Origin of the sequence: Blautia hansenii DSM 20583, from assembly GCF_002222595.2 — a bacterium.
Lineage (GTDB): Bacteria > Bacillota > Clostridia > Lachnospirales > Lachnospiraceae > Blautia > Blautia hansenii.
Map to the genome: position 1 here is coordinate 2,915,584 of NZ_CP022413.2, position 26,162 is coordinate 2,941,745.

Below are 26,162 nucleotides of genomic sequence, written 5' to 3' on the forward strand. Positions count from 1 at the left end.
CTTTTAATTTTATTTTCTCTTTTTAATATAGCAAATATTACTCACTAAAGAACAGCTATGCTTTTTCACATAGTTCTGATACTCGTAAAAATTAATATAATATTCCCTTCCCCATGAAGAAATACGTAGCCACTCACTTTCAAATCCTGTAACCACGACAAAATGAGCTGCTGTTTCTGCTATTTTTTCGTATCCCTCTTCTGTCTTATTATAAAAAGCCAGCTTATGTTTCCTTAAAGGAATAGGAAAGTTCGGGCCGATTGCCAAAATCACAGGTATATCGTGTGCCAGCATAGCTTTTATTCTGTTTGGTATATTTCGACTCCTTACCCCAAAGGCTGCCTTTAAAGGAATTCTGTTTTTAATAAAATAACGATTTACCTCTATTCCTAAAAGCCAACCGGGAATTCCCAGACCTGGAATGATAGGAAAGTATTTTTTACACATTGTTTCTACACATTTCTCATAAACCTCAGCATCTAAAATACCATTTCCTTTCTCTTCTTCCTGAAACTCCTTACCTTTACAGTAATCTTTATGTAAATCCAAATACAAAAGAATATCCGTTGCCGCAATCGTACCACAGCCATAACCTGACATACTTCTTCCCTTCCACCATTCCTGATTACCGCCATAAGACAGCTTCCCATCTTTCATAATTGCTATATAAGGTTCATTCAGCTTCCCTGCCTTCATTTTATGTCAACCTTCATTTCTTCTGATATTGTTACCGGTCCTCCCATTTTACAGGAAAATACCTTGCCATTCTCTTTTTTTACATAAGCTTCTATCATGCCTCCCGGCTGATGAAGCTCATATACAAATTCTCCGGTATCTGCATCTTTAGAAAGATACACAGCTGCTCCCATACTGCCACTTCCGCAGCTACTCTCCCAGACCATGGAAGTGGTACTCTCCACATATACCACGGGAGTCATCTTACTTTCCTCTAAAAACATAACACCATAAGCATCACAAGGGCAGACTCTTTTTGCCTCCTCAATAAGTTCATCTACAAACTCCTGAGCTTTTGGAGCGCTATTTACAATAATGTGACAAATCCCCTCAAATACAACCATCGAATATTTTTCCTCTTTTACGGAAACTTCTGTCATTTCCATTGGAAGAGACATTTCTGTCCTTGCAGTCCCCTTTTCCATATCCACTGTTACTTTCAGTTTCTTTTTAGAACCGCTGACATCCACCCACACATCTTCTGCCTTTTCTTCTGAAAGCATACTTAATAAATATCCAAAGCTTCTGGTTGCATTTCCACAAAATTCACCGCCCATCATCTGCATGTGAAAACTTCCATCCTGCATTTTCTCCACAAAACCCACCTGTTCTCCGTGAAGTTCTTCCATGCACAAAAGTTCTCTGGAAATTGCCGGATAATCTTCTCTTTTTGCCGGACTCATTACAAAAATTGTTACATTGCCTGCTGGATTTGCTACTCTAATTTTTAATTCCATATCTTCATACCTCCCAAATATTTTCGTTCCCCAATTTATTTTTAATCATATCACATTCCACATCAAAAAATAATAAAATTTATCGACATTTGTAAAAAGCTGTGATATATATTGAGTATAGAATTTAATAAAAAAGGGGGGGACTTTCATTGAAGACTAAAAAGAATTCTGTAAACCAGATTACAGAGGGTGTTATATGGAAACAGCTCTTGTTTTTCTTCTTTCCGATTATGCTGGGAACTCTGTTTCAGCAGCTCTACAATACTGCTGACGCAGTTGTAGTAGGTCGTTTTGTAGGAACGCAGGCGCTTGCTGCCGTAGGTGGCTCCACCGGACAAATGGTTAATCTGATTGTAGGATTTTTTGTAGGTCTTTCTTCCGGTGCCACAGTTATTATAGCTCGCTATTATGGAGCAAAAAACAAAAAAGAGCTCAACGATACTCTGCATACTGCTGCCGCTCTCTCTATTGTAGGAAGCGTTATTATCACCATTGCCGGTATTGCTTTAACACCTTTTATGTTAAAACTTATGAACACTCCAAAAGACGTTATTCAGGGTTCTTCTACTTATCTTAGAATTTATTTTGCAGGCATTATTTTTGTATTTATTTATAACGTAGGTTCTGCAATTTTAAGAGCTGTGGGCGACTCTACACGCCCTCTTTATTTCCTGATTGTATGCTGCTTTATTAACATCTTTCTGGATATTCTTCTGGTAGTGGGGTTTGATATGGGTGTTGCCGGTGCTGCTCTCGCCACGGTGATTTCTCAGGCAGCCAGCGCTATTTTAGTGATTTACGCCCTGATGAAATCCAAGGATATGTATCGTCTGAAGCCAAAGGAAATTCATTTTCACAAGTTCCTTTTGCTGTCCATTGTTACTATTGGGCTTCCTGCGGGTATTCAGTCTGTCATGTATAATGTTTCCAATATGATTATTCAGACTTCTCTTAATGATTTAGGGACAAGTACCATGGCAGCTTACACTGCTTTTGGAAAGATTGATGCCATTTACTGGATGATTTCCGGTGCTTTCAGCGTGGCAATTACAACCTTTATCGGGCAGAATTACGGTGCCGGAAAATATCACCGTATGAAAAAGAGTGTTGCAGTCTGTCTATTTATGGATTTCATTGCTTCTGTGCTGGTAAGTATTCTTTTACTTTCTCTGGGAGAGTATCTCCTGCGAATGTTTACCACTGACCCGGAGGTGATTAAAATCGGTATGAAAATCATTCATGTGATTGCGCCCTCTTACGTGCTGTTTATTTTTATTGAAATTTTATCCAGCGCCCTTCGAGGAGTGGGAAATGTATTAGTTCCCATGCTTATGACCTGTACCGGCGTATGCTTGCTTCGTATTATCTGGATTTTCCTTGTAATACCGGAAATACCAAGCATTTCTGACATTTTGCTGTGTTATCCTATCTCATGGGGATTGACAGCAGCCCTGTTTGTTATTTACTATTACTTTGACCAGAAAAAATTCTATAAAACACATATAGACCATTAAAACAATGAAAGGAAGCTATTATTATGACTTTTTCTTATTCCAACGCACCTTCCTCTCTGGAGCTTGCACTGATTGAGGAAAGCACACAGATACTTTTAAATGAATACAGCAAGCAGTGTGCAGACGCAGAACAGCTCTGTGTAAATGTCACTTTTACTTCATCCGGAAACACTTTAAGGGTTTCTAAAAAAGGAGAACAGTGCACCATTACCTGCCATGAACCAGCTCATTATTTCCGCTGTCTCAATTACCTTATTCATCACTTGGATGAGGATTTTGACTTTGAAGAAACAGGCTTTTTCGAAAAAAACGGTTTTATGCTGGACTGTTCCAGAAATGCCGTTTCTACTGTAAATACAGTAAAAAAATTAATTCGTATTATGGCAAAGCTGGGGCTTAATCAGTTACTTTTATATACAGAGGATACTTATGAGGTTCCGGGACTTCCTTACTTCGGCACTTACAGAGGCCGTTACTCACAGGAAGAGCTTCGCCAGTTAGACGACTATGCTTACCAATTCGGAGTTGAGCTGGTTCCCTGTATCCAGACACTCGCTCATTTAAGAAATGCCCTGAAATGGCCTATGGGACAGGACTTAAAGGACAGCGCCGATATTTTGCTGGTAGGTTCTGAAAAAGTCTACGATTTTATCAGACAGCTTTTAACCTCTGTAAAAAGCTGCTTCCGTTCTGAAAATATTCATATCGGTATGGATGAGGCTGTTATGCTGGGGCTTGGAAATTATCTGCACCAGAACGGCTACAAGAAAAGCTCTGAACTGATTTTAGAGCATACAGACCGTGTTCTGGAAATTTGCAGAGAATTAAACTTAAAGCCTATGATGTGGAGTGATATGTTTATTTCCTCCAACGCCGGAACATGGTATTATAATGTTGATGAAAATGTTGATACTACAAACTGGACAAAACCGGCAGATGATTTAGCTTTGGTATACTGGGATTACTATAATACAGACAGAAGCGTATATCGTAAAATGCTTCGTGTTCACCATGAAATTGCCAAAAAAACAGTCTTTGCAGGCGGTATCTGGAACTGGAATGGTATTGCACCAAACTATGGCAGAGCAATTAACTGTACCATCCCTGCTCTTTTAGAATGTCAGGCACAAAATGTACAGGAAGTATTTGCTACCGGCTGGATGGATAATGGCGCAGAAACCCCAATTGATGCTATTTATCCGGGACTTGTAGCATTTGCTACACTTTGCTTCCATTCTGATTTAGATGAAAATGTTTTAAAACAAAACTTTACAGACTGTGTGGATGCAAAATGGGAAGATTTTGAACTTTTAGACAGATTTGATTCTCTTTTCCAGGGAGACGGAAATAATATTTCCGCGGATAATCCTTCAAAATATTTGCTGTATCAAGATGCTATGTTGGGTATGTTTGACTACCACATTCAAGGAGTAGATACAAAATCCTATTATAAAGATTTAGCTGACAAGCTGGATAAATGCGTAGAAGAAAATACCTGCTATAAAACACTGTTTAATTTCTACAAATATTTTGCCCTTGTACTGTCTGAAAAAGCTGATTTGGGAATTCATTTAAAAGAAGCTTATGACAAAAAAGATTTGTCCACATTAGAAGAATTAAATACAAAAGTTATCCCCAATATTCTGGAGAATTTACAACTTATGCACCAATTCCGCGAGGAATTATGGATGAAGGATGCAAAGCCTTTTGGTTACGAGCTTATGGATATTAAACTGGGCGGAGTTTCTGCACGTTTAAAAGCTTGCCAGAGACGCATTGCCTCTTACCTTTCTAAGGAAGTGGATAAATTAGAAGAATTAGAGCAGGAACGCCTGTCTTACTGGACAGTGGAAAATAAATATCCACATGATATGAAGGTAGAACTTCGTGAAAATATCTGGAGCAGAATTGTCAGTGGATGTGATTTAATCGATACGATTTAAGAGATTTTAAAGGTTTCCTCTTTTATTTCCATCATTTTATGTTACACTATAGGAAATAAAGGAGGAAATACTTTTATGGAAGAACATACATTGCCCCATCAACACGGAGAATATGGGGAACATTTAATAGAACATATACCTGACACAGAAAAATTTCAAATTGTTGCTTCTATCTTCAAGCAGCTCAGTGACACCACACGTATTCGCATTTTTTGGATTTTATGCCACTGCGAAGAATGCGTAATCAATATCTCTGCCCTGATGGATATGAGCAGTCCGGCGGTGGCACATCACTTACGGCTTTTAAAGAGCAGCGGACTGGTAGAAACCCGCAGAGAAGGAAAAGAAACTTATTATAAAGCCAGTTCATCAGAAAAAGCACAGTCCCTTCATCACATGATTGAACAAATGATGGACATTTCTTGTCTATCTGAAAAATAAAGAGCTGTCACTTTTAGCATTCTTGCGAAATATTTATACACTTTTAGCGAATTTGTCGAGCACGCTTTGAGATTGCAAGCTCAAAGTAAGCACAGGCTGAGCATAAAATGTATAAATATTCCAAAGATGCAATAAAAGCGTCAGCTCCTTAATTTTTGTAAATTTAAAGTAAGATTGCAATATGGTAAACTGCAAATGCTGCAATCCATGCGATTACGCACTGTCCAACTACCATAGCTGTTGCCCATTTCCCACCCAACTCACGTTTTACAGAGGCGATTGCCGCCACACAAGGGGTATAAAGAAGGCAGAATACCAATAATGCCACTGCTCCCGGTATGTTTATGCTGCTCTGCAACGCAGCGGTGCTTCCAAATAATACTGTAAGAGAAGATACCACACTTTCCTTTGCCAAGAAACCGGAAATTAAGGCTGTCACAATTCTCCAATCCCCAAATCCCACAGGTACAAAAACAGGTGCAAGCCTACCGGCAACTAAAGCCAGAATACTGTTCTGTGAATTTGTCGTCATGTTCAGGCTTGTGTCAAAGTTCTGTAAGAACCAGATTACAATGGTTGCAATAAAGATAACAGTAAAAGCTCTCTGAAGGAAGTCCTTTGCCTTATCCCATAACAAATGCCCCACATTTTTCAACCCCGGCATACGGTAATTAGGAAGCTCCATAACAAAAGGAACCGCTTCCCCTTTAAACGCCGTCTTCTTAAAAATCAATGCCATGATAATTCCCATTACAATTCCGAAAACATACAGAGAAATCATTACAAGCGCTCCGTGTTTCGGGAAAAATGCCGCTGTAAAAAATGCATAAATCGGAAGCTTTGCAGTACAGCTCATAAATGGAGTAAGAAGAATTGTCATCTTTCTGTCTCGTTCAGAAGGAAGAGTACGGCTTGCCATAACGCCCGGAACTGTACATCCGAAACCAATCAGCATAGGCACAATACTTCTGCCGGAAAGCCCCAGCTTTCGAAGCAGCTTATCCATAATAAATGCCACACGAGCCATATAGCCGCTGTCCTCTAAAAGGGACAGAAAGAAAAACAAAGTTACGATAATCGGCAGAAAACTCAGTACACCGCCTACACCGTTAAAAATGCCGTCAATGATAAGAGAATGTAACACACCCGCCACATGGGCTTCCTGCATTGCCATATCTGCCAGCTCTGTAAGATAGGTAATACCGGACTCTAAAAGCCCCTGAAGAAAAGCTCCTATCACGCTGAAGGTAAGCCAGAATACAATTCCCATAATTCCGATAAACGCAGGAATTCCTGTATATTTTCCCGTAAGGAAACGGTCAAGACTTCTGCTTCGAATATGCTCTTTGCTTTCCTTTGGCTTTACCACTGCCTCACCACAGACATCTTCGATATACTGAAAACGCATCTGGGCAATTCCTGCTGCCCTGTCAAGACCTGTCTCCTCCTCTGTCTGTTTGGCAATCTGCTCTACAATATTCTGCTCATTTTCTGTAAGCTCCAACTGCTCTAAAAGTTTTCTGTCGCCTTCCATTACCTTGCTGGCTGCAAAACGTACCGGAATTCCGGTCTTCTGTGCATGGTCTTCAATGAGGTGCATGATTGCATGAATTCCTCTGTGAATTCCTTCTTCTTTTCGGCAAAAGTCTGTTTCCAGCGGTGTTTCCTGATATTTCGCCACATGAATGGCATGCTGAATAAGTTCTTCAATTCCCTCGCCTTTTGCTGCTGAAATTGGTACAACAGGAACACCAAGGGCTCCCTCCATCTCGTTTACTAAAACAGAACCTCCGTTTTCCCAAAGCTCATCCATCATATTCAAAGCAACTACCATAGGAAATCCCAACTCTAAAAGCTGCATGGTGAGATACATATTTCTCTCAATATTGGTAGCGTCTACAATGTTGATAATTCCCTTTGGTCTTTCACGGATAACAAATTCTCTTGTGACAATTTCCTCACTGCTGTAAGGTGACATAGAATAAATTCCCGGTAAATCCGTAATTAAGGTATTGCTGTGACCTTTAATCACACCGTCTTTACGGTCTACGGTAACGCCGGGGAAATTTCCCACATGCTGTTTCGAACCTGTAAGCTGATTGAATAAAGTTGTTTTTCCACAGTTCTGGTTCCCCACCAGAGCAAAGGTTAAGGTTTCACTGTCCGGTAATGGATTTTCACTCTTTCTGTCATGAAACTTTCCGCCCTCTCCATATCCGGGATGAAGCTTTTCCTGCCTGCTTTTTTTCTTTTCTCTGTCTTTTGGTTTATGTTCTTTACTGATTTCAATATTTTTTGCATCTTCTAAACGGATAGTCAATTCATATCCATGGATACGCAGTTCAATAGGATCTCCCATAGGCGCATATTTCACTACGGTTACCTCTGTTCCCTGTATTAAACCCATATCCAGAAAATGCTGACGCAAAGCACCGCTTCCCCCCACTGAAAGAATGGTGGCGGTACTTCCTATTTGTAACTCACTTAACTTCATCTTCTGCCTTCTTTCATATTAGCTTTGTCTAACTCATATTTTAAGAATTGGAGCTGTATGAAATAACAGCTCCTTAAATTCTTTTTCTCATATAGTATACGTTTTTATCCGCATAAAATCAACTGTTTCTTACAGGAACTTTTATAAATTATGCACTCTGAGCGTACGAATTGCATTTAAAACAGCAATAATCATAACGCCGACATCTGCAAAAATAGCAAACCACATGTTGGCAATTCCCACAGCGCCAAGCGCCAGACAGCCAAATTTAATCACTAAAGCCAAAATAATGTTCTGATATACAATACTAAGGCATTTTCCGGAAATTCTGATAGCTTTGGAAATCTTTAAAGGATCATCATCCATTAGAACCACATCTGCTGCCTCAATAGCTGCGTCTGAGCCCATAGCTCCCATAGCAATTCCGATATCTGCCCGTGTAAGAACCGGCGCATCGTTAATGCCATCACCTACAAATGCCAGTTTTTCCTTTTCAGACTTGGCTGCCAGCAGCTCCTCTACCTTTGTTACCTTATCTCCCGGAAGCAATTCTGCATAAACCTCATCAATTCCCAGCGACTGCGCAACCTGCTCCGCCACAGGCTGTGCGTCTCCGGTAAGCATAACAGTCTTCTTTACTCCCGCTTTTTTCAGTCGTGCAATCGCCTCTTTTGCATGTTCCTTTACAATGTCAGAAATCACAATATGTCCTTCATATTTTCCGTCTATTGCCACATGGATAATCGTTCCCACCTTATGACAATCCTGATATTTCACATTTAATTTCTTCATCAGCTTGCTGTTTCCTGCTGCAACTTCTCTTCCGTCTACTTTTGCAATTATTCCGTGACCGCTTATTTCCTGAATATCGGAAACTCTGCTTCTGTCAATTTCTTTACCGTAAGCTCTCTGAAGGCTCTTGCTGATTGGATGAGAAGAAGCACATTCTGCCAATGCCGCATATTCCAGTAGTTTCTTATTTTCCATCTCATTATGGTGCACACCACTGACTTCAAAGACACCTTGTGTCAAAGTACCTGTTTTGTCAAAGACCACATATTTTGCCTGAGACAAGGTTTCCATATAGTTAGAGCCTTTAATCAAGACACCTTCCTTACTTGCCCCGCCAATTCCTGCAAAAAAGCTAAGCGGAATACTAATTACCAAAGCACAAGGACAACTGATAACAAGGAATGTTAATGCACGATAAACCCAAACGCCCCACTGGGCTGTCTGTCCCAAGAACAGCACTTGTACCAACGACGGAAGGATTGCCAATGCTAAAGCGCCATAGCAAACTGCCGGTGTATATACTTTGGCAAATTTGGAAATAAAATTCTCGGATTTTGATTTTCTGGAACTGGAATTTTCCACAAGCTCCAAAATCTTTGATACCGTAGACTCTCCAAATTCTTTTGTTGTCTTTATTTTCAGAACGCCGTTTAAGTTGATACATCCGCTGATAATCTCGTCTCCCTGCTTTACATCACGAGGAAGGCTTTCACCTGTCAAAGCACTGGTATTTAGACTAGAGCTTCCCTCCATAACAATTCCGTCTAAAGGAATTTTTTCTCCCGGCTGAACTACAATCATGCTATCGATTTCCACTTCGTCCGGATCTACTTTTTCCAGCTTTCCGTCTCGCTCTACATTGGCATAGTCAGGACGAATATCCATCAATGCGCTGATATTTCTGCGACTTTTTCCAACTGCATAGCTCTGGAATAATTCACCTATCTGGTAAAACAACATAACTGCAATGGCTTCATTATAATCTCCGCTTTTGGAATAAATTGCCAACGCAAATGCTCCAACAGTAGCCACTGCCATTAAGAAATTTTCATCAAAAACACGTCTGTTCAGAATACCTTTTCCGGCTTTTTTCAAAATATCATATCCAATAATCAGATATGCCGCCAGATAAAGAGCTAATCTCAATATTCCTGTTGTAGGTATGAAATTCAAAACAATTACCATAACCGCTGCAATAATAATTCTGATTAGCATTTTCTTCTGCTTTTTATTCATAATTGCCTCCACCTTCTTACTAAGATAAATTTACACCCCTCTTGCAATTCGCATTCGGGGTGCAGGTTCTTAAAGTTCAATTTCACAGTCTGACTCTACTTTTTTGCAAGCCTTTAAAACATTTTTCATAACCTTTTTCGGATCCTGTCCTTCCTCAAATTCCACAATCATCTTCTGTGTCATGAAATTTACAGTTGCGGAAGCAACGCCCTCTGTCTTCTTTGTTGCATCTTCCATTAAATTTGCACAGTTTGCACAGTCTACTTCGATATTGTAAGTCTTCTTCATAATAAAATACCTCTCTTTTTAATACAATGTTTTTTTAACGATTAAGTATTCGTTTAATCGTTATGACTATACTATAATGCAAAGAGGTAAAAAAGTCAATAGAAAAATTAAATTTTGCGGAGCATTTCTATTTCACAGAACACAATTTCCTATGAAATAAAAGGTCCCGCTTATAGCGAAACCTTTTTCTACATTTTCTTTCGGAATTATCCCTTGATTTTACATCAATTTTGTTTCTTCCAATTTCTCCGTAAACATTTCATTTAACCGAATAACAGGCTTACGAAGTACCAATCCCAAGAACAGAGAAAAAATCAAAAACAGTCCCAACGTTCCTAATTCTCTTACATAAGCATTTTCGTACAAACCGGCTATTGCCTCCCTCATTGCTCCCATACTATGGGTAAAGGGCAGGAACTCATATACTTTTCGGAAGAATGCCGGCGCCATTTCTATTGGGAAAGTTCCGCCGGAACCTGCCACCTGAATAACCAGTAAAATAACACAGATTGCTTTTCCCACATCGCCGAAAGAAACTGTCAGGGTATAAATAATATTTACATACACGATACTGGTAAGCCAGCCTGACAATACAAATAAAAACGGATGCTCACATTGAATACCCAGAAAGAATAAATCTCCCAGACAGATTAAACCGCTTTGAATGAGCCCCATAATAAAAAACAGCAAATATCTGCCAAAGTAAATCTGATAATTTTTTACATGATGAAGTTTTTTCTTTCTCTCCTCTGACAGAGTTACTTTCATCATAGCAACTAATACGATACCACCAACCCAAATAGACAAGGTAGAATAAAACGGCGCCATAGCCGAACCGTAATTCTCTACCGGATATATACTTTTTGTTTCCATTTTCACTGGTGAAGCAAGAAAAGAACTCACTGTATCAGGGCCATTTCTCAGAACATCCTTTAATATTTCCAGATTTCCGTTCTCTGCCGCTTCTGAAAGTTTCTGTAAAACATCATTCATTCTACCAGAAGCTTCATCCAGCAAAGAAGCCGAAGTATCCAAAGCTGTTTTTAATTTTCCCAAATCAGAAGCTGCGGAGCCTGACAAATCTTCAATCCCCTGTGCTCCCTCATCTAATTTTGATAAAATCAAAGACACATCTTTATTGGTGTTACTGAGTGTCTGAAACAGCTGGTCTAAATTCCCCTTTACGTTCTTCTCATAATCTGTCTGCACATTCTGAATTTGCTGTGCACTTTGCTTTGCAAGCTCTTTTAATTCGCTCTGATAATTACCTGCATCTGAAACAGACTGAGAAATTTTATCCGCTGCCTCATTCAATTTATCTCTCACAGCTTCCTGCTGTGCAATAGAAGCGTTTAATTTTCCAATAACTGTGCCAAGCTGTTCCTTTATATGCGGAAAGACTTCCGGCAGGGAGTCGCTGATGCCTTGCAGGCTGTCACGAAAAGCAGCATATCGGTCAATAATTGTCTGTATCTGCCCTGCCAGCCCGTTTAAACTCTGTCCCGCTGCTGCAGCATCCTGTGACAAAGATGAAAATGTCTCATCCACCTGTTCCGACACTGCTTGATAAACATCACTGCCTGCCGCCAACACATCATTCACACTGTCCGTAGTACCTGATAAAGCATCTTTTAAGCTCTTAACGCTTTTTCCTGTATCTGTAAGAAGCGATAAATTGGTATCTGCATTACTTCCTGTCTGTTTTAAAAAAGAAGATGTGGATTCCAGTGTATTTCCCATAGAGTCTGTCATATTAGAAAAAGCCTTTATAGTACCTGACGCAGCTAAAAGACTATCTGCAATCTCTGTAATATTTTCATGTACTCTTCCAATCATTTCCTGAGAATCTTCCTTACTCATCATAGAAGAAAGGCTATCCATGAGCTGTAATCCCACCTGAGAAATTGTTTTTGTAAATAATTCTGCAATCTGCTTTCGTACAGCTCCTGCACCTTTATCTGTTACTTTCGGAGCAATAGCATTTTCCTTTTCATTTAAGTAATATAAAATATCAGAATGTTCTACATCATCAGAAAAAAGACTCATCATATCATTACTGAAAGTCTCCGGTATCACAATGGCTGCATAATATTTTCCGGATTTTACACCTTCCACTGCTTTTTGAGAATCTGTAAATACCCAATCCAGCTGATTATTCTCACGAAGTCCTGAAACTACCTGCTCACCCAGATTGATACTAATCGGAAGCAATTCACCCTCATATCCTGCATCTACGTTGGCAACTGCCACCTTCAGACTTCCTGTATTACTGTAAGGGTCCCAACTGGCAGCAATATTAAACCACGCATAAAGAGATGGAACAACGCTAAGTCCCAGAATAACAATCCATGCAATGGCATTTTTTTTGATTTTCTTCAGGTCTCCTATGAAGATTTTCCATATATTTCTCATTGTTCCCCTTCTCCTCTCTGGGTATTTTCTTTTACTTCTTTCAAAAGCACCTCATCCGACATCTCACTTAAACGTTTCTTTCTTTTTAAGCTTTCATGGATGTATTCCACAACAATCAAATATAAGGCGATTAGTATAATTGAGGCAATCCACAATACCAAAAATACCATTTTAGAATCAATACTAAACATAAGTATGAGAAAAATAATAGGAATGACAACAATTGCAAGAAATCCTACGCGTATCTTCTTACGATAACCAGACTGAAATTTTTCAATCTTATCATTTAAGGTTTTACGAAATTCATCCTGCCCGGCTAAAATTTTCACTGCTGTTGACAAACTGATTTTTTCTCTTTGCATCCCCTCTTCTTCACAAATCATCAAATCTGTTTCAGCCAGCTTACGGTCAAACAAATAGTTCAAGTTCAAAAGATGCGGTCTTAAAAGAAGACCTATTCCCAAAGCAATCGGTAAAAACACTGCCAGACAAAGAATATTTTTCCAGTAATGCATACCATAAATCCCTGCAATTGCTTCTCTCATAGCATTAATCCCGTATGTAAATGGCAAAAGAGGATGAACAAACTGAAAAAATGCCGGTGTCATTTCAATGGGATACGTGCCCGCAGAGCCCGGAATTTGGAGAATGACTAAAATAACACTCAAGGCTTTTCCAATATGTTTAAAAGTAATAGACAATGCATAAATCAAATTAACATATACAAAAGAAGCAAATAAACCTGCAAATATAAAGGCCGCCGGATTTTTACACTGTATTTTCAAAAGGTAGATATCTCCAAGACAAATAATAAGCGCCTGTATCAAACCTGTTGTTATGTATAAAATCCATCTTCCAAAATATCCTTGTGTTACTGTAAAGCTTTTAATCTTCTCATCTTTATCTACTTCCATCTTAAAAATAGCGATTAAAACAATACCGCCTACCCAGATTGCCAGATTTGTATAAAAAGGTGCCATAGCTGAACCATAATTTTCCACACGATAAAAGCTCTTCGTTTCCAACTGTACCGGAGAATGCATAAATTCAGCTACTTCTCCTGTATCTTTTTTTGTCAGCTCTTTTAAACTCAGGTAAATATCTGAGCTTTGTAGCGCCCCCAAATCTGTAATAGCAGTATTCAGTTTTTTCTGCACATCATCAAGAGCCTCTTTGGTACTCTCCATGGCTGTTTTTGTATCACTTAACGTCTGTTTCAAATCCCCCGTTACATTTTTAAGCTGTTCTGCGGAGGGCTCTACTCCGGCAAGAACTCCCGAAACCTTTCCTGAAAGCTGTGCAAAAGAATCTAAAGATTGATTTAAGGAAGGAAGCACATTTTTCTCAAAAGAAGCTCTGGAAGTCTGGAGATTTTTCTGTCCGTCCTGAATAACCGAAGCAATCTGATTTAATCCTTGAACAGATGTATTTACGGCATTCCCTATACTATTGTTCCCTGTCTGAAGATTTTTCAATATCTCTTTATGTCTCTGATTTTCTGTTTCCAGCTTTTCTATGATTTCAGACAACGGATTTCCTGGAACTTGATTATCAAGTTCTCTAAGAACTGTCAGAATTTCCTCGTTTTTTGAAATTAAATCCTGCATAGATGTAATGGTATTTCCAATCTTCTCATTTACATTCTGTACTTTCTCATTCAACTTTCCAAGGTCTGTTCCCACTGCACTGCTGATACCGGACAACGCATCTGCTCCCTGCGTAAGACCATCAGATAAACCGACGCTTAATGCACCTACGCTATTTCTCACGGAAGCTAAAATATCTGTTCCATTATTCATAGATTTTGCTCCCGATGCTACCGCACTTTTCAGAGCATCCAGCGTTTCCTGAGTTCCATTTATTAAATCATCACTTCCATCAATAGTTTTATTTAAATTTTCTAAAACCACCTGATATTCTTCCAGATTTTCCTCTGCTGTCTGCATTTTTGCAATCAGACTTTCCTGCACTGTGTCAACCTGTGTACCCATCTGCTCTGCTGTCTGTCCCAAAATTTTAGAAACAGAGCCTGCCGCTGCAGCAATAAATTCTTCATTTACCTGCTCTTGAATCGTAGACGCACCTGTACCTGTAACCTTAGGGGCAATGGCATTTTTCTTTTCATTTAAGTAATATTCAAACTGAGGCTGCTTCATATCACCGGAAAGAATACTCACAAAAGAAGAACTAAAATCCTCAGGTATCACAATAGCCGCATAATATTTTCCCGACTTTACCCCCTGCACCGCCTTCTTTTCATCTGTAAATTTCCAACCTAAACTATCATTTTTCTTTAAATTTTGGACAATTTCCTCCCCTACATTTAGTTCTCCTATCAACTCATTTTCCGTACCCTTATCTGCATTTGCCACTGCAATCTTAATGTTTCCTGTATTTGCATAAGGATCATAATTTGCTGCAATATTAAACCATGCGTATAGAGATGGTATCAGACATACACCAATGGTAACAATCATTGCTACCATATTATGGGATAATCGATTGACATCTCTTCTAAAAATTTCAAATGCCCTCTTCATGCTTTTCCCTCGCTTTTCTATAATCTTCTTATATAAGCATATTGTCTGCAATTCGTATATTTTATCACCAGAATTTGAGATGTCAATAATTTCGGAGAAAAAAATATGACCTTAAGTCAATTTTTTTATCAAATATCATTTCTAATCTGGATACAAGCTTAAAAATAAAGGTGAAAAGCTGATTTTACTCAACCTTTTCACCTATTATCATCATACTATTATTCTCTTATTTCTATAAAAGTGCTTCCTGCTGCTTTCATAGTAAGGCAAATCCTGCCGCCTTCCACAGGTATCTGTTCTTCTGTTTCCAGATTGATATACCTCTTATTCTCAAATGGAACCGGAATACTTATATTCACTTCCTGCTCATCATTATTTACTGCCACAACAAGCCCCTGCTCCTGAGTAAATCTGACAAAAGCATATTGCCTGTTTGTCAGCAGTAGTTCCCGATATCTTCCATAAGCAAGACAATCTGTATATTTCTTATGCAGATTTCCCAGCCATTTCACATGCTGCATAATCTTAGAATCTTTTTCCTTATTTAAAGCCTCTTCAATCTCTACTGCCGGACGCAGTGGATCGTCATTTCCACCCTCCTTGCGTCCTTCAATTCCCCATTCGGAGCCATAATAAATAGAAGGAATTCCGGGAAGTGTAAACAGCAGTGTATAAATAGGAAAAATGTGGTCTTTTACCTGAATTTTACTGATAATTCTGTCTACATCGTGATTGTCCACAAAGGAATATAACTTCATACCTTTATAAATCCCACCGTTTTCATCAAATTCTCGGCGAATTGTATGCGCAATCTCAAAATAATTGTGATCATTATGTCCTGAATAAAGCCCCTTATGCAATTCATAATTTGTAACACTGTGAAGCATTTTTTGCCCATCCTGAATATAACGGCTGTAATCTCCATGAATGACCTCGCCCATAAGCCAGAAATCTTCCTTTTTCTCACGGGTTCTCTTTCTCATCTCTTCCATGAAAGAAAATTCCAGGCAATCTGCACAGTCTAAACGAATACCGTCAATATCAAAAGTATCAATCCAGAAATCAATAACTCCAAGAAGATATTCCCGCACAGCCGGCTCCCATAAATTCAAATTCACCAGTTCAAAGCAATTTCTCCATGCCTCATAACCAAATCCGTCATTATAAGGACTATTCCAGCCAAAATTAACACCCTTGTACCAACTACAGTATGGTGACTGCTCTCTGTTTTTCTGTATATCCTGAAAGGCAAAAAATTCTCTTCCCGTGTGATTAAATACACCGTCTACTACAACCCGAATGCCTGCCTCGTGAGCCTTTCTGACAAAGCGTTTGAAATCCTCATTATCTCCTAATCTACGATCCACAACCTTATAATCCTTTGTATCATATCCATGGGTACTGGATTCAAACAACGGTCCTATATAAATAGCAGTGCAACCTAAATCTGCAATATGAGGAAGCCATTTGTCCAGTTCTTCAAACCTGTGTACTACCTCTTCTCCCTTATTTTCTCTAGGCGCACCTGTCATGCCAATAGGATAAATATGATAAAACACTGCCTCTTCATACCATGCCATAATCATTCCTCCTGCTTGTGAATAACTTTTACTCACATTATACCAATCGGTATAGAAAAAATCAATGGTGATAGCAATATTCCTCCAGTGTAATCTGATTACTGTAAATATATTTTGCTGCTTCCTTGCCCACATATCGATAGTGCCATGGTTCATAGACAATTCCCGTTATATCTGCCTTATCCTCAGGATAGCGCAGTATAAAACCATATTTCCAGCAATTTTTCATGAGCCATTGTTGTACAGGCTGTTCCTCCATTCCACTGACTATTTTTTGTTCCGCAATATCTGTTATATCTACAGCCAGCCCTAACTCATGTTCACTTGTCCCCGGAATTGCAACTGATTTTGCCGTTTTTTCTTCTGCCTCCTGTCTGTCCATCCCATCTTTCATATATATCTGAATTTGCTGGTTAAAAAGTTCCTGTTGTTTTTCATGAGTCCGATAGGAAGAACAAATAATTGGTGAATATCCCTGCGCACGGCAATCATCCATCATCTGCTGCAATTCAGGATAACATCTGGAATCAATACTCTGCCCGTTTCTAAGCTGTGTAAGAGATATATTTTCGGCATAAGATTGATCCAGCTTGTGCGAACTATTTACTAAAATTAAGTTCCACTTCGTGCCCGCATCTGTTGATGAATCATTTTTCAAATCATCATTATTCTGATTAATTTTTTTAGAATTGTTATGTTTATATAAAATTTTTCCCTCTGCCGAGACGCTTGTTCTGACAATTCCTGCTGCAACTATGACACAAATCACACATACCATAATTTCGCTCATCAATACACCTACCATCCTTCTTTTACGTGACATTCCCTTTCTTCGTCTTATTTTCCTCTTAATCACAAAACGCACCTCTCTTTCCTTTTTCTAAAGGATAGCGCGGTGCGTTTTCAAAATATATTCAGTTTGCCATCCATTTGGCATCATTCAAATGGTAATAATTCAGGTCCCTTATAATAAAAATATACAGACATCAAAATTTCATCTTTGTTTTTATCAACTAATTTGATTACGTCATAACTATCATCTTCCGGTTCTATACTAAATTCATAATACTCTTCTAAATATGAAATTAAATTAGCCTTAACATACTCGCTATTTTTATTATCAATACAATAAGCTGCTGAATTTCCGTCATCTGCTGTAACATTGTAACTCATCTGGACAACCTTTTTATTCTTATCATCCACGCACAGCACCAATTCATCACCTGTTAAGCATTTCGCTTTCACCGTCCATATTACAGCGGAAGTAGAGGAATCCTTTATAACCAGCAGGTTACATTTTGCATCCATACTTGATTTATCAATACTTATCTGCATATAACCCCATCCCTCTAATTGCAATCCCTGCAGGAAAGAGTTACAGACTTCTGCTAATTCTTCTCTTGATAAATTTGCCAGTTCTTCCTGATAATCAAACTCATAGTCTTTTTTATACACGACTCTCATAGCCTCTATAATACTATTGGAATGGGTAATTTCTATGGGATTTACCTTATATTTTTCCACCTGTTCCAGATTTTCATTTAAAACATTTGAAAAGACAATACGAGGAAAAAACAGTCCAAAACCAATGCATAAAATCATGATAAATACTCCAAATACCCATGAATACTTTTTCATATTCTGCCTCCCCGTATCTGCACTTTCACCACTGTTCCAACACCCACTTCACTTTCTATTGAAAGACTTCCGTTATGAATTTTTGCTATCCGATCACAAAGTGACAGCCCCAGTCCGGCACCTCCAAAGCTACGGCTTCTGGCTTTATCTATACGATAAAAGGCTTCTGTTATATGCACCAGTTTATCTTTTGGAATACCACATCCGGTGTCCTGAATGAGCAAATCGCAACCATCTTTTTTCATGGAAAGTACTATTTTGATAACACCACCATTTTCCATAGCACGTCTGGCATTTTCTAAGAGATTTACAACCAGAGAGACAAAAAGATCCGGTTCCAGCATACAATTACCAGCCTCACATTTTTTCTCTATCTCTATCCCATTTTCTTGAAAATATGGTACATAATGCTTCACCACATTTTCTATCAAATATGCCGGGTTTTGAATTGTCAGCTCCTGCTCTTTATTACCTGCGGCAATGAGTTCAAGAAGCTTTATAGACAGCCTCTCCAATCGTTTACTTTCAGAATATATATAGTTTGCAGCGTCTGTCTGCTCCTCCTGACTTAAATTCTGACGTCTCAACAAATCTGCATATCCAATCATAGATGTCATTGGCGTTTTCAGTTCATGTGTAAAATTTGCAATAAACTGATTCTGTCTGTCCACCGCCGCATTTAATTCCTCCATTTTGTCAACAAGCGTATCTGTCATACGGTCAAATTCTACTGAAAGTTCTTCTATCTCATCGTTTGTATGAATATCACTTCTCAAATCATAGTTCCCTTGTGTAATACTGGAAACGATTTTCTTCAGCCTGCTTATGGGTTTTGTTAAAAAATATGATAAAATATAAGAGAAAACTGCGCTGCAGGTCACTACAAAAAGAAAAACCGCTATATAAAGTTTCTGCAATTCCTCTCTTTGCTCGTATACTTTTGTGATGTCATATAAAGCATCTATATATAAGTCTGCATTTTCCACTTTAATCACTGAACAAAGCTGAATATAGTACTGATTTTCACTACGGATAATCTTATATGCTACATTTCTGTAATCTGCTTTATCACACATTTCTTCCATATCATTCACAAAATCACTACTTTTATATATAAGTTCTTTGTCTTTATGCAGACTTATAGCAACAAACAAATCATTTTGTTCCACAATCTTCCCAAAATCCTTAGAAATCTCACTTGCTGTCGTCCAAGTAGTTTCCTGACTAAGCAGAGAAAATGTATGAATAACCATGTCAAATGATTTTATTGCAGATATCTTTTCACGATTTATAGAGCTTTGAAAGGAACTGTATAAAAGAAATGTACCACCAATTCCAAAAATAAACGCAATCATGGAAATCATACACAAAGTCACTTTATATCGAAACTTCATGCCCTCATCTCCAATCGATATCCTACTTTATTAACTGCTTTTATCATGTCTTCCAGATGAGCTTTTCTTCGAAGTCTCTGTACATGCAAGTCCACTGTCTTACTGGTATATTCCAGGTTTCCTCCCCATACCCGCTCATATATAGTTTCTCTATATAATGCCACGTTTGGATTCTGTGCAAAAAGCACAAGCAAATCATATTCCTTTGGTGTCAGCGCTACTTCCTGTTCATCATATCGAACCACATGCTGTTTCAAATTAATTGTCAGCTTATCATTAATTTGGATAATATCCGAAGTCTTATGAAATCTTCTGAGTACCACCTCAACCCTTGCCAAAAGTTCTACAACCTCAAATGGTTTTACGATATAATCCTCTGCACCCATTTTTAAACCTTTTACTCTATCATCAATCGAATTCATTGCCGTGATAAAAATAACCGGGATATCAAAGGGTTTTATATATTCCAGCAATTCAAATCCGTCAATATATGGGATCATAATATCCAGAAGAATTAAATCATATCTGTTTTCCTCTATCATATCAGCCGCAGTCTCACCATCATACACACAAGAACAAAAATATCCCGCTCCTTTCAACGACAGTTTTATCAAATCAGAAATGGGCTTTTCATCCTCAACAATTAAAATATTTACCATAGCTTTCCCCCTGTCTATATCCTGCGGCTATTATATATCATAACGGCATCCTTTTGGCATCAAAAAATCCTATCTTACATGAAAGCCTTTTTCATGCTGCTCCTTAGGAAGTGGTTTTCTATCTATCCATGAAATCTGAATATACGGACTCTGATTAATCATCTTCAGAACCCTGTTAATCTGCTCTGCTGTCCCCTGTGCTTCCATCACAACACTGCCATCCCACTCATTTGTTACCCATCCGGTCACTCCCGAACTGTCTGCTGCATACTTTGCCCGATAGCGAAAGCCAACTCCCTGTACCCTTCCTGTAAATGTCAGACGTTCACGGATGATATTTTGTTCATTCATTTTATCGTTCCTCCTTCCCGTTATAAGAGGTAATTATCTTTTTTCCATATTTCTGTGCCATTATCATAAAAACATAAATGCAGCCAGAATAAACACCATCAAAAATAAAATATTTGCAATTGTAAAGTACAAAATATACTTTCCTTTTCGACTAGGTCCAGAGGCTACAATAAGCCGGTAAGAAATCAAACTCGCCATTGATGCAATCAATGTTCCAAGCCCTCCGATATTTGTTCCGACAATCAAAGCTTCCCATTTCTGTGTAAATCCGGACAATAACAGCGCAGCCGGAACATTGCTGATGACCTGTGAAGAAGCTACTGCTGTGAGTATTTCATTTCCACTGATGATTCCTTTTAAAAAATCACAAAAAGCCGGAATACGTCCCATATTTCCGATAAAAATAAAAAATCCCGCAAATGTAAGCAGCAAAGAATAGTCAATCACCTTTAACGTATCCCTATCTGTGAAAAATACAACAAAAACTGTCACAATAGTGACAAACCATGCGGGCAATATCTGTGCCACACAGAGCAGACACTGCACAAACAAAACCGCATAGATCACTTGCTTCCGATAGTTCTTGAAAGATACTTCCGAAGCAATCTGTAACGTGTGCAACGGCTGTTTTTTTCGAAGGACAATGGCCACGAAAAGTAACACCGCCGCAAGAACAGTATACGGAAGCATCAATGCAAGAAATTCTCCCATTTCCATTCCGGATTTAGAATACAGATAAAGATTTTGGGGATTTCCAATTGGGGTAAACATACTTCCAAGGTTCGCTGCTATTGTCTGTAACACAACCACCAAAATAATGCTCTCCCTCCGGTCAGACATCTCTAATACCTGAATTGCAAATGGCACAAATGTGATAAGCGCCACATCATTGGTAATCAGCATACTGGATATAAAACATAAAAAAACAAGTATCAACTCCAACTGGTGACTGTTTTTTACTTTTGTAAGTAATCTATCGGCTGCCTGCCGAAATATGCCGAGACGATTTGCGCCTGCCATCACTGCCATCAGGCAAAACAAAAGCCCAAGCGTATGAAAATCAATATAGCTTAAATATGCACTATCCGGCGGAACCGCAAGCGCAGATATAAGTGCAAGCACCCATGCAATAATCAATACAATATTCATTCTTTTCCTCTTTCCGTTCTTTTCTACAAATATTCCCCTAACCGCTCTTTTACGCTCGCTTCAATCTCTTTCATGATATCCAGACATTTTTCTTTATTCATTCCTGCTGCTATGCCTACTGCAAGAATTTCTTTTTCTCCCGGATTGCGGCCATTTCCATCCACTGCTGTCGTATGCTCCCCATAATACGTATTACTATAAGTAAGATCATAAGCAGGACTCAAACGCCAGCTATCATTTTCTTCATCATAAAGAAATGCAAAATTCTTCGAATGATCATCCCTGTTATGCGCAAATACATTAAAACACATTCGGCGAAACATATTTTCTAAATCCATCTCATTATTATTCGTCAATATTTTTGTCAACTTCATAAGGCCATGATAATCCATACTTGGCTGTTCAAAATCCAACTCCAAAAGTGCCGCAGCTGTAAGCATATGAATCTTTTTTTCTCCTCTTGTATCCACTGCCCTGTCAAAACGTTTCGTTCCAAAATATCCTTCACATTTTTCAGATGGAAATAATCTGGTCTCACTCATAATAATTCCACACTGTCTTGCGCAGCAAGAATAATCATACTCCATCTTTCCTGCATTTTCACCATCTACATGAGCAGGAAATTTAATAATCCATTGCTCTTCACCTATTGATGTCATAATCTTCGGTCTGGCTCCGCCACTTGTACCTCCTAACTGATAGAGTTCATCCAGATTATCCGAATATTCTGTATTTAATATTTTCTGACACTGTGCTGCCAATTCATCCAAATCTAAGTTATCCCTTTGTTTTGGAAACTCTCTTGCCGGCTGATACGTAAGTGCTCCCATTCCCGACCTTCCAACAATTGCCAAACGATCTAATACTGTCAAATTATCTGGATTTTGTTTATGCGAACGTAATAATCGGTTCAGCAGCAAGTTTCCCCAGCCATCCGGAAGACTATCCGCAAATACTCCAAAAAGTCCCTGAAAATAATCTTTTGTCGGAATAAACACCTGGTCTTTTAATGGAAGAGAAAAGGGGCTGATTGAAAATCCTTTTTCAATCCAACTTTTACTATACTGAAACGCAATTTTACGACCGGCTGTCATCGCCAGCGTCCCGACCAATCGTTCATTATAATATACTTGTAACGAATTATCTCGTTTCATTAATAACCTCCTGAATATCCTTATATGGTACATTTGTGAATATATCTCTAAGCTCACCAGCAATATCCAAAGCCATTGCAATCTTCGTCAGTGAGAGTAAGGATATCTTTCCTGTCATTTCAAATCTCTTGATCGAACCATAACTCACTCCACTCATAGAAGCCAGTTTTTCCTGTGAAATAGAACGCCTTTTTCTGATGTTGCGCACTCGCCGTGCAAGTTTCTGATCCAGTTCTTCTGCTGTTTCCCATACAAGCTGTCGCATTTCTTCACCTCTTTCTCTGATAATATATTATCTATTTTTTGTGATTTTCTGCTATTTTAGATAATATATTATCTATTTTTATTTTATCACATATTTCTTGTAATAACAATGATTTAACCATAAAACGATTACCTGTATCATTATAAAGAATGGCTTGTAATAGTGCTCTATAATATTAAAAAAGACGGTAAATATGAACTGTCCTTTTAGCTGAAATCTCTTTTCCCTTTTCAGCAGGTACACTTCTAATGTCTACTTTTCCATTCCTTGATTCTAAAAATGGGCAATCCCCCTTGGGACTGCCCATTTAATCACATTTTATTAATACAATTTCGCACCTGCCGGAATTCTATCATCAACCATAAGAAGATTTAATCCTTCACGACCGTCTTCCTCGTGTACCGCTGAAATCAGCATACCACAAGAGTCAATTCCCATCATTGGTCTTGGAGGCAGATTTGTGATAGCGATACAAGTCTTTCCAACCAGCTCTTCCGGTTCATAATACTCATGAATACCGCTTAAAATTACTCTTTTCTCCTCTGTACCGTCATCTAAAACAAATTTCAAAAGTTTCTTTGATTTCGGTACTGCTTCACATTCCAAAACTTTCACAGCTCTGAAATCAGATTTGCTGAATGTTTCAAAATCAACCATTTCTTCAAACAATGGCTCGATTTTTACATTGGAAAAATCAATTTTTTCTTCCACAACCGGAGTCGCTGCAACTGGTGCTGCTTTCTGTGTTGCATTGTTTGCTTCGTTCTTCGCAGCGCCCTGTGACTTCATTGTTGGGAACAGTAAAACGTCACGGATTGCAGCGCTGTCTGTCAACAGCATTACCATTCTGTCGATACCAAATCCGATACCACCTGTAGGTGCCATACCAATTTCCAAAGCATTCATAAAGTCTTCATCTGTTGTATTTGCTTCTTCATCACCCTGTGCCAGAAGTTCTTCCTGCGCTTTGAAACGCTCTCTCTGGTCAATCGGGTCATTTAACTCAGAATAAGCATTTGCCATTTCCCATCCATTCATGAAGAACTCAAAACGTTCTGTATATTCTGGATTTTCCGGTTTCTTCTTAGTCAGAGGAGAAATCTCAATTGGATGATCCATAACAAATGTAGGCTGAATTAAATGTTCTTCTGCAAATTCTTCAAAGAACAGTGAAAGGATATCACCTTTTTTATGTCTTTCTTCATACTCTACATGATGTTCTTTTGCAACTTCTCTTGCTTCTTTCAAAGTATGGATTTCATTAAAGTCAACACCAGCGTATTTTTTAACTGCATCTACCATAGTAATACGCTCGAATGGTTTTCCTAAATCCATCTCAATACCATTGTATACAATTTTTGTAGTTCCCAGAACTTCCTGCGCTACATGACGATACAGATTTTCTGTTAAATCCATCATGCCGTGATAATCTGTATATGCCTGATAAAGTTCCATTAATGTGAATTCCGGATTGTGTCTTGTGTCAAGACCTTCGTTACGGAATACACGACCGATTTCGTATACTTTTTCCATACCGCCTACAATAAGACGTTTCAGATAAAGTTCAAGAGAAATACGCAGTTTAAAATCTTCGTCTAAAGCATTAAAATGTGTTTCAAAAGGACGAGCAGCTGCACCACCGGCATTTGCAACCAGCATTGGTGTTTCCACTTCTAAAAATCCCTGACCATTTAAGTAATTACGGATACTTGCAATGATTTTAGAACGCTTAATAAAGGTATCCTTTACATCTGCATTCATAATCAAATCCACGTATCTCTGACGATAACGCAAATCTGTATTTGTTAAACCGTGGAACTTCTCCGGAAGTGGTTTTAAACTCTTAGATAACAGTGTTACTTCTGTGGCATGAATAGAAATTTCTCCTGTTTTTGTCTTAAACACTTCACCTTTGATACCTACAATATCACCGATATCCATTTTCTTAAAATCTTTATAATGGTCTTCGCCAATATTATCTCTTGCAACGTAAGACTGAATAGAACCCTGTACGTCCTGAATACTGCAGAAAGAAGCTTTTCCCATAACACGTTTGGACATCATACGTCCTGCAAGAGATACACTCTTTCCTTCTAATTCTTCAAAAGCATCCTTCACTTCCATGCTGTGATGAGTTACATCATATTTTGTAATCTGGAATGGATCTTTTCCATTTTCCTGTAACTCAGTCAATTTCTCACGACGCACCTTTAATAACTGGTTTAAATCCTGTTCCTGTGCTTTCTTCTGCTGTTCTGCCACCTTTTACACACTCCTTATCTTTAAATATTTCTCTCGATACCGAGAATTTTGTATTCCATTACACCTGCAGGCATTTCAACGGAAACAGTATCACCTTTTCTTGCTCCGATAAGAGCTTTTCCAACCGGTGATTCATTGGAAATTTTACCTTCCAAGCTGTTTGCTTCTGTTGAACCTACAATTTTAAATTCCATTTCTTCTTCAAACTCAACATCGTAAACTTTTACTTTACAGCCTACGCTGATTTTATCTAAATCTACTTCATCCTCTACAACAACTTCTGCATTTTTCAGGATTTTTTCAATTTCTTCAATTCTGGCTTCAATATCTCTCTGCTCATCTTTTGCTGCATCGTATTCTGCATTTTCAGACAAGTCGCCCTGTTCTCTGGCTTCCTTGATTTTCTCTGCCACTTCTTTTCTTTTGTTTACTTTTAAGTCGTGTAATTCTTCTTCCAGTTTTGTCAGTCCCGCATACGTAAGTAATGTTTTCTTTTCTTCCATTTTAATTCTACACCCTTTCTCAATATATTTATAATGGAAAACGAACCCAGAAGGCTCGTCCATACAAATATCACT

General features: G+C 38.4%; 21 protein-coding genes. 3 read left to right on the plus strand and 18 right to left on the minus strand.

All coding sequences use genetic code 11. The annotated features are described in order from the left end of the window. Positions 1 to 9: 9 nt before the first annotated feature. A complete protein-coding gene (locus CGC63_RS14605; RefSeq protein WP_003022150.1) occupies positions 10 to 696 on the minus strand; it encodes a hypothetical protein in 687 nt (228 codons plus the stop codon). Next, positions 693 to 1,472: a histidine racemase CntK family protein gene (locus CGC63_RS14610; RefSeq protein WP_003022148.1), complete on the minus strand. Its 780-nt coding sequence runs from the start codon at positions 1,470 to 1,472 to the stop codon at positions 693 to 695. The genes CGC63_RS14605 and CGC63_RS14610 overlap by 4 nt, the downstream gene beginning before the upstream one ends. 149 nt (positions 1,473 to 1,621) lie before the next feature. On the opposite strand from CGC63_RS14610, the gene CGC63_RS14615 reads away from it, so the two are divergent. The 3 genes from CGC63_RS14615 (at position 1,622) to CGC63_RS14625 (ending at position 5,370) form a co-directional block, all read left to right on the plus strand. Continuing rightward, a complete protein-coding gene (locus CGC63_RS14615; RefSeq protein WP_003022146.1) occupies positions 1,622 to 2,986 on the plus strand; it encodes an MATE family efflux transporter in 1,365 nt (454 codons plus the stop codon). A 23-nt stretch (positions 2,987 to 3,009) separates the two neighbouring features. Continuing rightward, positions 3,010 to 4,929, plus strand: coding sequence for a beta-N-acetylhexosaminidase (locus tag CGC63_RS14620; protein WP_003022144.1), 1,920 nt, complete (start codon positions 3,010 to 3,012; stop codon positions 4,927 to 4,929). A 75-nt stretch (positions 4,930 to 5,004) separates the two neighbouring features. Then, positions 5,005 to 5,370, plus strand: a complete 366-nt coding sequence (locus CGC63_RS14625) for an ArsR/SmtB family transcription factor (protein WP_003022142.1) — start codon at positions 5,005 to 5,007, stop codon at positions 5,368 to 5,370. A 163-nt stretch (positions 5,371 to 5,533) separates the two neighbouring features. Here the strand turns inward: CGC63_RS14625 and feoB are convergent, their stop codons facing one another. The 16 genes from feoB to greA all read right to left on the minus strand — a co-directional run bounded on the left by feoB (position 5,534) and on the right by greA (position 26,087). After that, positions 5,534 to 7,864, minus strand: coding sequence for a ferrous iron transport protein B (gene feoB / locus CGC63_RS14630; RefSeq protein WP_003022140.1), 2,331 nt, complete (start codon positions 7,862 to 7,864; stop codon positions 5,534 to 5,536). Between the two features lie 141 nt (positions 7,865 to 8,005). After that, positions 8,006 to 9,892 (minus strand): heavy metal translocating P-type ATPase, encoded by a 1,887-nt coding sequence (locus CGC63_RS14635; protein ID WP_009246924.1) that lies wholly within the window; start codon positions 9,890 to 9,892, stop codon positions 8,006 to 8,008. A gap of 69 nt (positions 9,893 to 9,961) precedes the next feature. After that, positions 9,962 to 10,180, minus strand: coding sequence for a cation transporter (locus tag CGC63_RS14640; RefSeq protein ID WP_003022135.1), 219 nt, complete (start codon positions 10,178 to 10,180; stop codon positions 9,962 to 9,964). A 219-nt stretch (positions 10,181 to 10,399) separates the two neighbouring features. Continuing rightward, positions 10,400 to 12,592, minus strand: coding sequence for a YhgE/Pip domain-containing protein (locus CGC63_RS14645; RefSeq protein ID WP_003022134.1), 2,193 nt, complete (start codon positions 12,590 to 12,592; stop codon positions 10,400 to 10,402). Then, positions 12,589 to 15,132 carry a YhgE/Pip domain-containing protein gene (locus CGC63_RS14650; protein WP_003022132.1) on the minus strand — a complete coding sequence of 848 codons (2,544 nt, stop codon included), beginning with the start codon at positions 15,130 to 15,132 and terminating at the stop codon, positions 12,589 to 12,591. The genes CGC63_RS14645 and CGC63_RS14650 overlap by 4 nt, the downstream gene beginning before the upstream one ends. A 218-nt stretch (positions 15,133 to 15,350) precedes the next feature. Then, positions 15,351 to 16,715, minus strand: coding sequence for an alpha-amylase family glycosyl hydrolase (locus CGC63_RS14655; RefSeq protein WP_089438716.1), 1,365 nt, complete (start codon positions 16,713 to 16,715; stop codon positions 15,351 to 15,353). A gap of 58 nt (positions 16,716 to 16,773) precedes the next feature. After that, entirely contained in the window at positions 16,774 to 17,517 is a 744-nt protein-coding gene (locus tag CGC63_RS14660) for a M15 family metallopeptidase (RefSeq protein WP_003022124.1), read from the minus strand. A 131-nt stretch (positions 17,518 to 17,648) separates the two neighbouring features. After that, positions 17,649 to 18,350, minus strand: a complete 702-nt coding sequence (locus CGC63_RS14665) for a hypothetical protein (protein ID WP_003022121.1) — start codon at positions 18,348 to 18,350, stop codon at positions 17,649 to 17,651. Beyond that, a complete protein-coding gene (locus CGC63_RS14670) occupies positions 18,347 to 19,744 on the minus strand; it encodes a sensor histidine kinase (protein ID WP_003022119.1) in 1,398 nt (465 codons plus the stop codon). Before CGC63_RS14670 ends, CGC63_RS14665 begins: the two co-directional genes overlap by 4 nt. After that, a complete protein-coding gene (locus tag CGC63_RS14675) occupies positions 19,741 to 20,403 on the minus strand; it encodes a response regulator transcription factor (protein WP_003022116.1) in 663 nt (220 codons plus the stop codon). Before CGC63_RS14675 ends, CGC63_RS14670 begins: the two co-directional genes overlap by 4 nt. A gap of 69 nt (positions 20,404 to 20,472) precedes the next feature. Next, a complete protein-coding gene (locus tag CGC63_RS14680; protein ID WP_003022115.1) occupies positions 20,473 to 20,754 on the minus strand; it encodes an acylphosphatase in 282 nt (93 codons plus the stop codon). A gap of 63 nt (positions 20,755 to 20,817) precedes the next feature. Next, positions 20,818 to 21,903: an SLC13 family permease gene (locus CGC63_RS14685; protein ID WP_003022113.1), complete on the minus strand. Its 1,086-nt coding sequence runs from the start codon at positions 21,901 to 21,903 to the stop codon at positions 20,818 to 20,820. A 23-nt stretch (positions 21,904 to 21,926) separates the two neighbouring features. Then, the gene (locus CGC63_RS14690; protein WP_003022112.1) at positions 21,927 to 23,057 is read right to left on the minus strand and encodes a type II toxin-antitoxin system HipA family toxin; all 1,131 of its coding nucleotides are present in this window, start codon (positions 23,055 to 23,057) and stop codon (positions 21,927 to 21,929) included. Next, positions 23,044 to 23,322, minus strand: a complete 279-nt coding sequence (locus CGC63_RS14695; RefSeq protein ID WP_003022110.1) for a helix-turn-helix domain-containing protein — start codon at positions 23,320 to 23,322, stop codon at positions 23,044 to 23,046. The genes CGC63_RS14690 and CGC63_RS14695 overlap by 14 nt, the downstream gene beginning before the upstream one ends. A 321-nt stretch (positions 23,323 to 23,643) precedes the next feature. Continuing rightward, a complete protein-coding gene (lysS, locus tag CGC63_RS14700; protein ID WP_003022106.1) occupies positions 23,644 to 25,584 on the minus strand; it encodes a lysine--tRNA ligase in 1,941 nt (646 codons plus the stop codon). 20 nt (positions 25,585 to 25,604) lie between these two features. Beyond that, positions 25,605 to 26,087 (minus strand): transcription elongation factor GreA, encoded by a 483-nt coding sequence (gene greA / locus CGC63_RS14705; RefSeq protein ID WP_009246961.1) that lies wholly within the window; start codon positions 26,085 to 26,087, stop codon positions 25,605 to 25,607. Between the last annotated feature and the right edge of the window lie 75 nt (positions 26,088 to 26,162).